The sequence below is a fragment of the bacterium genome (assembly GCA_035505375.1).
Lineage (GTDB): Bacteria > Hydrothermota > Tepidihabitantia > Tepidihabitantales > Tepidihabitantaceae > UBA2258.
Genome location: DATJQV010000084.1, coordinates 1 through 12,674, shown reverse-complemented (window position 1 = coordinate 12,674; position 12,674 = coordinate 1). Strand labels below are relative to the sequence as shown.

Annotated in this window: 7 protein-coding genes; 2 read left to right on the top strand and 5 right to left on the bottom strand. The window is 61.5% G+C overall.

Going from position 1 to position 12,674, the window contains the following annotated elements:
• Positions 1 to 22: 22 nt before the first annotated feature.
• The 5 genes from mscL to trmFO form a co-directional block, all read right to left on the bottom strand.
• A complete protein-coding gene (gene mscL, locus VMH22_14895) occupies positions 23 to 475 on the bottom strand; it encodes a large conductance mechanosensitive channel protein MscL (protein HTW92977.1) in 453 nt (150 codons plus the stop codon).
• A 97-nt stretch (positions 476 to 572) separates the two neighbouring features.
• Entirely contained in the window at positions 573 to 2,060 is a 1,488-nt protein-coding gene (locus VMH22_14890; GenBank protein HTW92976.1) for a T9SS type A sorting domain-containing protein, read from the bottom strand.
• An 87-nt stretch (positions 2,061 to 2,147) separates the two neighbouring features.
• Complete coding sequence (gene mgtA / locus VMH22_14885; protein ID HTW92975.1) at positions 2,148 to 4,772, bottom strand: magnesium-translocating P-type ATPase; 2,625 nt, start codon at positions 4,770 to 4,772, stop codon at positions 2,148 to 2,150.
• 171 nt (positions 4,773 to 4,943) lie between these two features.
• Positions 4,944 to 6,644, bottom strand: coding sequence for a M3 family oligoendopeptidase (locus VMH22_14880; protein ID HTW92974.1), 1,701 nt, complete (start codon positions 6,642 to 6,644; stop codon positions 4,944 to 4,946).
• A 30-nt stretch (positions 6,645 to 6,674) separates the two neighbouring features.
• Positions 6,675 to 8,345, bottom strand: coding sequence for a methylenetetrahydrofolate--tRNA-(uracil(54)-C(5))-methyltransferase (FADH(2)-oxidizing) TrmFO (trmFO, locus tag VMH22_14875; GenBank protein ID HTW92973.1), 1,671 nt, complete (start codon positions 8,343 to 8,345; stop codon positions 6,675 to 6,677).
• Positions 8,346 to 8,894: 549 nt separating this feature from the next.
• Here trmFO and VMH22_14870 point away from each other — a divergent pair.
• Both VMH22_14870 and VMH22_14865 read left to right on the top strand, forming a co-directional pair.
• Complete coding sequence (locus tag VMH22_14870; protein HTW92972.1) at positions 8,895 to 9,569, top strand: hypothetical protein; 675 nt, start codon at positions 8,895 to 8,897, stop codon at positions 9,567 to 9,569.
• A 756-nt stretch (positions 9,570 to 10,325) separates the two neighbouring features.
• Complete coding sequence (locus tag VMH22_14865; GenBank protein ID HTW92971.1) at positions 10,326 to 12,053, top strand: FG-GAP-like repeat-containing protein; 1,728 nt, start codon at positions 10,326 to 10,328, stop codon at positions 12,051 to 12,053.
• Positions 12,054 to 12,674 lie beyond the last annotated feature (621 nt).

Genomic DNA, 12,674 nt, shown 5'->3' with positions numbered 1-12,674 from the left:
TCCTATCCGGCGGGTTCGGACGCTATGCCGTCAGTTCAGACGTGCAGTTCGGGCAGCGCGTCGCCTTGATGGGTATCGACGAGAAGCAGTGCGGACAGTCCTTCGTGGTCGGCGCGGCGGCCGGGGCCGGCTTGGGCCGCTTGAGTTGATTGACGCCTTTGACCAACATGAAGATGGCGAAGCCGACGATGACGAAATTTATGATGGTGTTGACGAACACGCCGAAGTTGAGCGTTACCGCTCCCGCCGCCTTGGCTGCTGCCACCGAGGCGTACGGACCCGGTGTCGCGCCCTGCTTGAGTACGGCGAACATGTTCGAGAAGTCGACCTTGCCCAACAGCAGACCGATGGGCGGCATGATGACGTCGTTCACCAGCGAGCTGACGATCGTACCGAACGCGGCGCCGATGATGATACCGACGGCCATGTCCATCACGTTCCCGCGCATGATGAACTCTTTGAACTCTTTGATCATGGGTTCACTCCTTTCTTAATAAGCATCCGCTACTATGCTTGCCCGTCAAGCGATTTTCGGCCGGAATCGGCCGAAGTCAAGCGGGATCGGCTCGCGTTTACCGGCCGAGTTTCACCAGCAGCCGGCGCTGGGACGAGCCGTCCGCGCGCAGGAAGTAGACTCCGGCTGGAAACGACCGCAGGTCCAATTGAAGAGCCGGGGACCGGGCCGGTATCGAGCGGATTGTCCGTCCCTGGACATCGCAGATGGCCAGTGTCCGCGGTTGAGAGCCCGCCATGCTCACCACGGTCGTGCCGTGGAACGGGTTTGGCTCGACCGAGAAACGCGCCGAGCCGGACTTCTCGACTTCAGCAACCGCACCGGCGGTCACGAGGAACGTGTCCGGCGTGCTTGCGACGAGGGCTGCGCCGTCGCTGAACACGAACTGGAAATGGTGCGGGCCAACCGCAAAGCCGCTGTCGTGGCAGTCGAACACGTCCGGGCCCCAGTATTGGTGATGGGTCGGCTTGAGTGCTATCGTCTCGCCATCAATGACCACCGCGTGCAGCACCGGCAGGTTGGAGTCCGCGTCCGAGTAGCGGGTCGAGAACCAGAACGCGGTTCCCAACGGACCGCTCTGGGGTATCACCCGCGAGTTGGTCAGGGCCGGCGGCTTGTTCTGCCCGACGACCAGGCGAGGCGTGCGGTTGATGTAGAAGCGGGCTGCGTTGGTTGTGTCGTTATCCTTGCTCTGCAGTGACAGATTGGCGGTGCGGGCGTCGCCCTTGGCACCGCAAAGATACCCGCACTGGTTGGGCCACGGCTGGAATCCGGGCCGTGCGGCGAGGTCGGATATCTTGCAGCGCATGATCAGCCGGTTGCCCGAGGTCTGGATGTCGATGTCGCCGATCCGCGTGTAGGTGCTCTCGTAGCGATTGAGCTCGTAGAGTCCGTCGGTGTAGGACAGGACGTTAACATGGGTCATCGTGTAACCGAGCGTGTCGCGGGTCGAGGCCTCGGAGTTCCAGAAACCTGCCGAGTAGACGTACCAGGGCCCGAACAGCCCGCCGCTGGTCGGCCAGGACGTGTAGTGGTTGGTTAGCCGGGCGTAGATGTAGCCGGCCGAGTACCCCATGGCGCAACTGGTCAGGTCAAGCCACTCGCCGTCCGGGTTGTTCATGGTGTCCCCGGTTCCTTCCAGTGCCGTCTCGGCCAGCAGGTTGTCGGGCACGGGCCAGGCGTCGGCAGTGTTCACCGGTGACTCGGTGCCGTAGTTGGTGCCGTTGTCCGCACGCACGTAGTAATAGACCATTCCCGCCGCGGGCGCGGGGAACCTGCCCTCGTACGTGCTGTCGTAGCCCGGTTGCGCGACCGCGTCCATCGACGCCTGCTGCCACGTCGCCTCACTGTCGCTTGAGTAGAAAACCCGCAGCGCGAAATCGCCGGCCGGCGGCCGGATGGAATCGATGCAATCCGCATCGACCACGATTGTACCACCCGATACGGCCGCGGAGTTGCAGACGTTCCAGAGCACGGGCGAATTCCAAGCCTGCGCCAGGAGGACAAGCACCACGATGACGGCCAAGCCTCGGAACACATGCTTCACGCGAGAATCCTAGACCGTGTCAGTTGCTTGTCAAACAATGTCGGGAGGACGGGCAGCGGGCGGAGGTCTGTCGGCGGCAAAGCGAGGCTACCCTGCCGCTGCCTCTATCCATTTCTTGCTGAGCAGCAGGCGCTTCACGCCCTGCGTCAGGAGAATGTAGCACACGAGGGTCAGCGCGAGCAACGGCCAGTAAAGCGGCGGCAGTCGCACGAAGCCCAACGCCCCGGCTATCGGTGAGAATGGCAGATATACGCCGACTGCCATCACCGCCAGGGTCGTAAGCGTGAGGGCATTGCTCGCACGGCTCTCAATGAACGGGAGTTTGTTCGTACGAATCACGTGGATGATGAGCGTCTGGGTGAGCAGCGACTCTACGAACCAGCCGGTCTGGAACATTGGTGCCTGCGCCAGGGTCTTGCAGTGGAAGAGGAAATACATCATCAGGAAGGTTGTGTAGTCGAATATCGAACTGCAGGGGCCGATAAGGACGATGAAGCGCGTGATCTCGCTCATCGACCAGGGCCGGGGTCGCGTAACCTGCTCGGGGTCCACGTTGTCGGCGGGAATGGGAAGCTGAGAGAAATCGTAAAGCAGGTTGTTGGTGAGGATCTGGATCGGCGCCATGGGCAGGAACGGCAGCCAGGCGCTCGCACCCAGCACGCTGAACATGTTGCCGAAATTCGAGCTGGCGCCCATGCGCACGTACTTCAGGATGTTGGCAAAGACCTTGCGACCTTCGAGCACGCCCCGCTCGAGTACGAGCAGGTCCTTGTCGAGCAGGATGACATCGGCGGATTCCCGGGCAATATCCACCGCGGTATCCACGGAGATGCCGACGTCGGCGGCGCGCAAGGCCGGGGCGTCGTTGATGCCGTCGCCGAGGAATCCCACGACGTGCTTCTTCCTTTGGAGCGCGCGGATCACGCGCTGTTTGTGCGCCGGCGACAACCGGGCGAAAAGCGTCACGGCCTCGACTTTGCCGGCCAGCTCCTCATCCGACATTGCCTCCACGGCCGGCCCGAGTAGAACGTTGTCAGTGGGAATGCCTACCTGGTGGCAGACATTGCGGCTCACGAGGTCGTTGTCGCCGGTCAGGATTTTGACCGTAACGCCGTGCTGTTTGAGCGCCTCAATCGCCCTTTGTGTCGACTCCTTGGGCGGGTCAAGGAAAGCCATGTAGCCCTTCAACACCATGTTGTTCTCGTCGTCCTTGGTGTAGGCGGCGCGCGGGTTCATGTTGCGGTACGCGACGGCCAGCACCCGGAATCCGTCGCTGCTCAGGCGTTCGTACTCCTCCTTCAAATCATCAATCAGAAATGGCGCGATCGGATAGACCTCGCCGTTCAGCTCGTAGTATGAACAACGCGGGAAAACGGCCTCGGGCGCTCCTTTGCAGATGAGCTGGTTCTTGCCGTTGCGGAGGCGAACGACGACCGACATCAGGCGGCGGGCGAAGTCAAAGGGAATCTCGTCCACTTTCTCCAGTTGGGCGACCTGGAGGCTCGCCTGATTCTCCGTGTACTTGAGAATTGCGCGGTCCAGGATATTCCGGAGCCCGGTCTGGAAGTGGCTGTTTAGAAACGCCATCTCGAGCACCGTATCGTCCTCTTTCAGCCCTACGTCGCAGTGCTGCTCGAGCACGACACGGTCCATCGTCAGCGTGCCGGTCTTGTCGGTGCAGAGGATGTCCATCGCCCCGAAGTTCTGGATCGAGTTCAGTCGCTTGACTATTACCTTCTGCCGGGACATGGCGATCGAGCCCCGCGAGAGGCAGACGGTCACAATCATCGGCAGCATCTCCGGCGTCAGGCCGACTGCCACGGCGAGAGCGAAGAGGAACGCAGCGCCCCAGTCATGCTTGACGAAGCCGTTGATGAGGAAGACGACCGGCACCATTATGAACATGAACCGGATCATCAGCCATGTGAACCTGCCGATGCCGCGGTCAAAGCTGGTAGGAGCCTGCGGGGCGACAATGGTACTGGCCATTGACCCCAGATACGTCTTGCGGCCGGTAGTCACGACCACGGCCGTTGCGCTGCCGCTTTCCACGCTCGTGCCCTGATAGCAGAGGTTCCGCAGTTCCAGCGGCGCGGTGATTGACCCGTTTTCGACCGCCTCGGCCTTCTCCACCGGCATGGATTCGCCCGTGAGCGTGCTCTGAATCACGAACAGGTCTTTGGCCGTAAGCAGCCGCACGTCGGCCGGGATCATGTCCCCGGCCGCGAGCACCACGATGTCGCCGGGAACGAGGTCGCGCACCGGCAGCTCGCGGGTCTGCCCGTCGCGCAGAACCGCGGTTGTGATGCTGATCATCGCCTTGAGCCGGGCCGCGGCCGCATCGGCACGTGCCTCCTGGACGAACTTCAGAATCACGCCCAGAGCAATCATCACGCACATCACGGTGCCCGCGCGCAGGTCCCTGGTGACGAAGGAGATGGTCGCGAGAACGCCCAGCAGAATTACCAGGGGGTTAATCAAGCAGCGGACGAAAAGACGAAGGTACCGGAAATGTGGCTGCTCCACCGCCGTGTTCGGGCCGTGCTCGTCAAGTCGCCGTTGGGCCTCTTCACCGCTCAGGCCCTGAGGGGAAGTGCCGAGTCCGCGCAGCACCTCATCGGACCCTTGGTGTGCAGCCTCTATCAACTGCTCCGACACTTGGATCGTCCCGTCGGCGCGGCGAAACGGGTTAAGCGGACGCCTTGTCGCCATTATCGGACTCTCCCCAGGCTGCGACGTTGTAGTCGTTGGTTCCGACCTGAGCGGCAACAGCAGAACGCCCGCCGGCGCGCTCCGGAGTCGAACGTCGCGGGCAGCATCCGCAATCGAATGTCTGGCATTTCAGAACTATGGGCCCGACTTGGCTGAGTTGAACCGCGACCCTCAGGCTGCGGCAAGTCTCCCCTCGATGAGGCCGATGACCGCGCCGAGCGTTTCGGAGTCGAAGGCGAACTTCGCCCCGGCCGCCGCGTAGAGCTCGGGCAACGACTGCGTGCCGCCGAGCGCGAGCGCCTTGCGGTACGAGGCAACTGCGGCGGCTTCGTCCTTCTGAGCGTTGGCCCAGACCTGGCACGCACCCAGCTGGGCAAGCCCGTATTCGACATAGTAGAACGGCGCCAGGAAGATGTGGAGCTTGCGATGCCAACCGGTCGCGACCACGTCCTCGAATCCGCTCCAGTCCACGCCCGTCATCAGCCGGTTCCAGAGCTCAGTCCACTGCCGGTCGCAGTTCGCCGGCTCCATTGCGGCCTGCGGATTCTCGTACACCCACTGCTGGAACCCGTCGACCACGGCCATGTAGGGCCAGAACTGGACGTCCTTCTCAAGGTTCTCGGTCAGCGCACGTTCAGCCTCTTCTTCGGAATAGAACCCGCCCTTTGACTTTGCCAGGTACGGCGTCGCCAGCAGCTCCATGCCCATCGAGGCGACCTCGGCGAATTCGAGACCGGCGTGGCGCTGCTGGAACCAGGGCAGGCGGCGCGTCTCGAAACTGTGGGTCGCGTGGCCGCTCTCGTGAATGAGGGTCATGACGTCGCCATGCAGCCCCACGGCGTTCATGAAGATGAACGGCAGCTTCGCGGCATCATAGGTTGCACAGTAGCCCCCGGGCGCCTTGTTCTTCCGGTTTTCGAGGTCGAGCGTGCCCTCGTTCATCATCGTCCGGAAGTAGCCGCCGACATGCGGGTCGACCCGCGTCAGGATGGAATGAACCCCGGCCTTGAACTCGTCCCCGTTCTTGAATGGCGCCAGCGGCGCGCGGCCGAGCGGGTCGACGTCCTGGTCCCAGGGCTTCAGGGCCGCAAGTCCGAGCTGCTTTGCGCGCCGCTCGTAGATGCGCGCAGCCGCGGGAACAACGGCCTTCTCGATCGCCAGCCGGAACTGCCGGCAGTTCTGCGGCGTGTAGTCGAAGCGGTACATCTCCTGCCAGCGGAACGAGCGATAGTCGGCGAAACCGGCGTTGGCCGACATTTGCAGCCTGAGCTTGAGGAACTTCTGCCACAAGTCGTTGAGCTTATCCCTGTCCTTCAGTTGCCGCTCTGCCGACAACCGCCAGGCTTTCTCGCGCCGCGCCCGGTCGGTCTCCATCAGGACCGGCCGCAACTGCGTGACCGTGATCTCTTGTCCATCCCACTCCACGGTCTGGCTGCCGGTAATCTTGCCGTACTCGGTGCCGAGCTTGGCGTCCTCGACCTGAAGCGGCAGGTTCGCCTCGCGGAAAATCGCGGCGTCGGCCTGCATTCGGCGCAGTGGTCGCTCGAACCCCTTCTGCTGGAGTCCGCTGTTGAGGAACCTGGTCTTGAGCTTCTGCTCCGCCTCCTGTGACTTCGGATAAATCTCCTCGAGGAAACGGTTGAACTTCCGCTCGGCCTCCGTGTCGGCCGTGTTCACGTCCTTGGCGATGCTCAATCGAGTCCCGACCTCGTCCAACCGGTCGTGGAACCGGGTCCAGTCATCCAGGAAATCCTCAAGCGTCACCTGCGTCAGCTTGCGCTTGGCCAGTTCGCTGTAGTAGGTCTCGAACTGCGGCCAAGACCAGCCGAGCATCTCGGTCGCTTTCTCGGGCAATGACTTCAAGTTAGTCATAACCATGTCCTCTCTATTTGTGAAGGGGAATCATCCTCTTTTATCCACGAGAGTCAAGGCAAACTCGCGGGCTGTGGCTAGTGCCCGTTCGGCCATCGCCCGGCGCTTGTCGCGCCCTCGCAGCCGAGGGGCATGAGCGTGTCCTGTGCCAGCACTGAGAGGCGGCAGCAACCCGAAGTTCGCGTTCATCGGTTGGAAAGATGGGGACACATCCGCGACGCTTCGCAACTGTCCGACAGCGAGCGCCGAGCTCACCGAAACGGGGGCTGTCCCCACTTCGGCCTGCTTCGCCAAATCGCCGCCGCTGACGCAAGCCAGCAAACTCCCCAACATCATCTCCCGCGGCAGTTTCTGGGGCTCGCCGCCACTGGCCAGGCGCGCTGCGTTGATTCCCGCAACCAGTCCAGCACCAATTGATTCCACGTAGCCTTCGACGCCGGTCAACTGACCGGCAATGAGCAATTCCGGTCTTGCTCTGGCCTGCAGCGTCGGCAACAGCAGCCTCGGCGAGTCGAGAAAAGTGTTGCGGTGAATGCTGCCGAAGCGCAAGAACGCGGCGTGCTCAAGGCCCGGAATCGTCCTGAACACGCGCTCCTGCTCTCCCTGCCTCAATCGCGTCTGGAAACCAACCAGGTTGTACATTGTGCCTTCAGCGTTCTCGCGCCGGAGCTGAACCACTGCGAATGGCCTCATACCTGTGTGCGGATCAACCAGCCCAACCGGCTTCATCGGACCGAACGCCAGCGCCAGCCTGCCTCTGCGTGCAATCTCCTCGACCGGCAGACAACCTTCAAAGAAGGTCCTGGGTTCTTTGTTCTTGGTCCCTAGTCCTTGCTCATGGGTCTCGGAAAACGGGGACTGTCCCGCGCCGAGTTCGACGCAGGCGCTCTGAGGGACTGTCCCCTGTTTTCCCAAGGCGTTCTCCTCAAACTCATGCAGCGGATGCAGCTCCGCCTCCAGCAGCGCCGTGATGAACCGGTCGTAATCCTCTTCGGTCATCGGGCAGTTCAAATAGTCCGATCCCGCACCGTAGCGAGAACCCTCGAAGACCCGAGACCTGTCCAACGAATCCGCTTCAACTATCGGCGCGATTGCGTCGTAGAAGAACAGGTGCTCCGTCCCGAGCAACGCCTGCAGCGCATCAGCCATGAGTGACGAGGTCAGCGGTCCAGTGGCGATGACAGTAACATCGTCGGCGCGTCCTGACGAACGATGAACGATGAACGATGAACGATCAACGTCAGTCCCGAGATCCACCGTGGGTTGGTGCGGGTCGGACAGCCCGAATCGCGGACGGTATAGCGAGTCTGCGACCGGCAATGAACTAACCTCGACCCGCTCGACGCTTACCCCGGCGCGTGACAACTCGGACTGCACCTCGGTCGAGAACAGTCGCCGGTCCACCACCAGCGCCTTGCCTCCCGGAACCCGCGCGCGCTCAGCGCATTCAAGCAGAACCGAACCCAGTATCCGCAACTCCGCCTTGAGCAGACCATGCGCATTCTCCGGCTCGTCCGATTTCAGCGAGTTGGAGCAGACGAGCTCGGCCACGTCGCCGGTCTGGTGCGCCTCCGTCATCTTCGTCGGCCGCATCTCGTAGAGTCGCACCGGGACACCGCGACGCGCACACTGCAGCGCCGCCTCGCACCCGGCCAACCCGGCGCCGATGACGCTGACCTCCCTGCTCTCTCTCCCTTGCACCACATTCCCCCTCGCCCCGCTTGAGTGGAGAAGGTTAGGGTGAGGGGCTTCCCTCGGTGAGGGCAACTGCTGCGTGCTCACAGGCTAAGCATAGACGAAACGGGGCAGGCGGCAAGCCTGTCGCGGGCCGTCTGCGTTGGATCGGCAGAAACCGTCCGACATTGACCTCTGAGGCCCATGTCGGACAGTGCATCGTTGGCCGACTTCACGGACTGGTTACTGGAACCTGGTCACTCGCGGCCACCGGCCGCGCTGCGCGCCTTGACATCGCTCCGTAATAGGTGACTGCCCCAGTTCCCTTGAGTGTTTCCTTGACATCGCGTGCAGAGTTGTCAAAATCTGGCGTCTACGCCGATCACGGCGGGTGAATGGGTTCCCCGCCGCCGCAGCCTTCTCGGCGCATTTGGTGAAGTTCGATCTGAGTGGGGAGCGCGATGTGAGTCCTGACCGCACCGGTTGCCCGCGCAGGCATGCCATCTCTTGCCTGGAGTCAGGCGAAGAGCGCGATCCCCGACCCCGCGTTTCAATGGCTGACGTGGCCAAGGCACCGTGAGCCACATCGCCCGGATCGAAGTGCCAGGAGCGTTCCATCTCGTCGAACAGCGGGCACGCTACGACCGGCACGCCTCCATGGACTTCGGTGACCGACAGATCTCCCTTGGTATGCTCCGTGATAGCCTCTACAGATACGGGATTGGGCTCTGCGGGTACAACATCCTCGCCGACCGGACGCTCTTGGTCGTTATTCCGGCGCACTCACGGACGATCAGCCTCGCCCTCCTGAACGCGGACCGCTCCTTCGTCCGGCGGTTCAATCAGATTCACAATCAGGTCGGGCCCCACTGGCAACGCACTTACAACTGCTGCCCGTTCTCGGACGAAGTCTCCAGGTCGGTACTGCGATACGTGGACATCGCATCGGTGCAGGAACGTGATGCCAGGCCGGATGACAAGTTCTGGCTGAATAGCGCGGACGAACATTCGGGTCTACTTGCTCGCGGGCTCCTGACTGCGACGCTTGGCCGACTTCCTCTGCCGGGGCCGTGGCATGCCTGGCTTGAGTCACCTGAGGACAAGACGTTTGTGCTCGCCATGGAGCAGTGCCTGAGAACGGGCAAGCCATTCGGTGCGTTCGCGTTCGTTCGCATGGTCGAGCAGGTGTGCGGCCGAAGGACCCGGCCTGCATGCTTGAAGTGGCCAGGTCTGTTTCACAGCCTTCGCTAAGTACTGAATTCTCGGCGGGTTGATTGTCTCCCCGGCAGATTCCATGCCGTCTTGACCGATATAGCATTCCCTTCTAGACTCCCGCGTGCATTTCCGGGGATTGGTTCCGCTCGATGAGCGCCGCGTGGTTGCGCGAGGCGCGGAGCGGCATGAAGTGGTAGATCGAAAGGCAGGTGGAACGTGCTACTTGAGCGTGCTCATTGTCTGTTCGGCCGTCACCTCACTGCAAACAAAAACGCACTGAATCTGAGACTGACCATCTGCGCCGTGGCGATATGCCTTGCCGCGAGCGTCGGGTCGGGTTTGCCAGCGCCAGATACAATCCTGCTACTGGACCCGCTGGGGCCGGCAGGGCACCCATGCCATATGCCTTTCGGAGTTCCACCGACAACATCTACGTCGCGAGCGAATCCTCTCGCCATAGGGACTTCGGTCAACTACGAGCTTGCGCAGTATGGGCCAGTTGAAATCACCGTGCATGATGTATCAGGCCGATTGGTGCGACGGCTGGAAAGCGGGCCTCACCAGAGAGGCATTCACGTCGCGCGATGGGACGGCACCGACAACCGCGGTCGCGCTGTGCCTGACGGTGTGTACTTCGTGCGCCTGTCTGCTGGCGGCAAAGTCTTGACTGGACGTCCGACGCTCGTGAGGTAGAATCACAATGGCGGGGAGGCGGACACCGACTCCCCACCAAATACTATCATGCGACGCTTACTTCTCTTGATGGCCGGATGTGCAACGGCGCTCACCGGCATGAGCGTGAGGCGTATCGCCCGAATCCCTTCAGGACCGTATGCTGATGGCCGTGTTGTGTGCTTCGATGACGGCCGCGACTCACTTCCGGATATGTACTTCTACAAGCTCAGAGGTCACCAGATTTGGGAGTTTCAAGGCTGGAACCAATTCAAGCTTGTGTACGAGGATACGGATGCGTACCAAGACTCTCTTGGCGTTGATGTACGGGATGCCATCCCTTATGCGGCCGGCGACGTCGACAATGACGGCCTGACCGATATCTTGTGCGTAAGCACCGAGGAGATGGGACACGGTCTCTGCTATAACATAGTGATGACGCTGGAAAGTCCCGACCGCTTCAGCTACCCCTGCTCGCTATCATGGTACTACCGGTGTGGGAATAACTACGCATGGTCCGGTCCAGCCGACCTAATGCGCCGTCAGGACTCGCACGTGGGGATTATCGCTTCCACCCCAACTGGCACTCATATCTGGGAAAACGTCGGCGACAACCAGAATCAACTCAAGTGGACGGGTTCGCTTGAAGGTTATAACTTCGGCTTCCGGGACTTCAACCAAGACGGCAGGAACGAGATTGCCACTGGCTGGTATGGTGCCGAAGTCTGGGAGGACACTGGCAGCGACCAGTACGAGATGGTCTGGCGTGACACGCTCAGGCCTCAGAATGGCCCGGACGTCTGGTCTACGGCCGACATAGATGGGGATGGCAGGCCCGAGTTCTATGAATCGTTCTTCCTTCCATCGCAGAACAGAATGTACCTCTACATGTACCAGGATGAGAGCAGTAACCACCAATTCACCCGCACGCTGGTGGATTCTCTCACGTATTCGGGGGGCGACGACTGGGGCCGGGCCAGCGCGGGCGGGGATATCGACGGCGACGGAATCGACGAGTGCATCTGGACCACATACGACAGTGTCAGGGTGTACAAGGCCTTCGGCAACAACGACCTGCGCAAGGTCTGGGACTGGAGGAACGACCATCACGACACGTCCGGCTTCAACTCGCTGACCACCACGGTCTATGACGTGAACGGCGACGGTTACAACGAGCTTCTGCTGGCAGGCAACGGGAAGATATCGATATTCGAGGTCGATGCGGTCGACCTCGTGGCGCCAACCCACGGTTCGTACAAAGTCGGGGACACGGTCCCAATCCGCTGGGCCACCCACTCGCCGCCGCGCTGTGATTCGCTGTCGCTGTTCCTGAGGCTCGACTCCCTGTGGAATCTCCAAACGATAGTGACTGGTCTTCCGGGATCGGACACTGTCTATCGCTGGGTAGTTCCAACTCCTTCGGTGCTCCCTGACACCGGCCGCATCGTGGTAATGGCGTATGGTCCCGGCCATCAGTGGGACATGTCGGACAGCGTCATCACCTTCAGCAGCGGCGGCGTTGCGGAAGGAACCCAGAAAGTGCCGCTCCGCTGGTCGCTCTCCGTCAGCCCGAATCCGGCCCGAGGCGCATTCTCTGTCCGTTACGACGTGCCGGACTTGGGACACAATCCCAATTCCCCGGCGGAATTGGGTTATGTCCCGCGTCCTGTGTCACTCGGTATTTACGATGTCGACGGCAGACTCGTCCGTTCCCTGTCCGACGGACGTACCTCGCCGGGCCGGTACGAGGCCAGGCTACCTTCGGGTGCTCTTTCTGCCGGAATCTACTTCCTTCGTCTCGACGCGCCCGGCTTCCGGGACGTGAAGAAGGCGGTAGTGACGAGGTGAGAAGCAAGTAGACAGCAAACGGTAGACAGCAGACAGGGCATGGGCGGGCGAAAGCCCGCCTTTGCGTTCATGCCGGGCGCGCGGGCGGAAAGTTTAGCCTTTGGACACAAGCCCGTGGAGCCAGGAAGTTGCCTAACTACTTGAACAATAAAGCGCTAGGTCGCCTTTCCGAAAGTCCCCTCCCTCACCCGGGGGATTGCCCCGCAGATAGTAGACAGGATTCAGTAGACAGTAGACAGGGGGGTTACCTCCACCGCAATTCCCGGATGAACCTCCACCGGAATTCGCCGGGTTGGTCTACCGGTTGCCCTCCGATTTGCTCTCAGGGTTAGTCTACGGGTTGCTCTACCGGTTCCTCTCCGGGTTGGTCGGAGCGTTACGGCCCGAGTAAGTCCGCGGGTTCCTGTCCGGGTTGCTCCCGAGTAAGCTCCGACCGTTGTCCTCTAGTGTACTGCGTCCTAAATATCTTGACTTATAGTATGGGGTATTGTATGATGGGCCGTGAGCAGGACAGCGGCGGCTATCGGATTATCAGCGGAAGAGCAATTGGTGTTGGATGGTTGGTCGCGGGGCAGAAGTCTGCCCATGCGGCTGGTGCAGCGTGCCCGGATTGTCAGCATG

Coding starts and splice junctions, on each gene's coding strand:
- VMH22_14880 (HTW92974.1), bottom strand. CDS start 6,644: ATGACTAACTTGAAGTCATTGCCCGAGAAAGCGACCGAGATGCTCGGC.
- VMH22_14865 (HTW92971.1), top strand. CDS start 10,326: ATGAGCGTGAGGCGTATCGCCCGAATCCCTTCAGGACCGTATGCTGAT.
- mgtA (HTW92975.1), bottom strand. CDS start 4,772: ATGGCGACAAGGCGTCCGCTTAACCCGTTTCGCCGCGCCGACGGGACG.
- mscL (HTW92977.1), bottom strand. CDS start 475: ATGATCAAAGAGTTCAAAGAGTTCATCATGCGCGGGAACGTGATGGAC.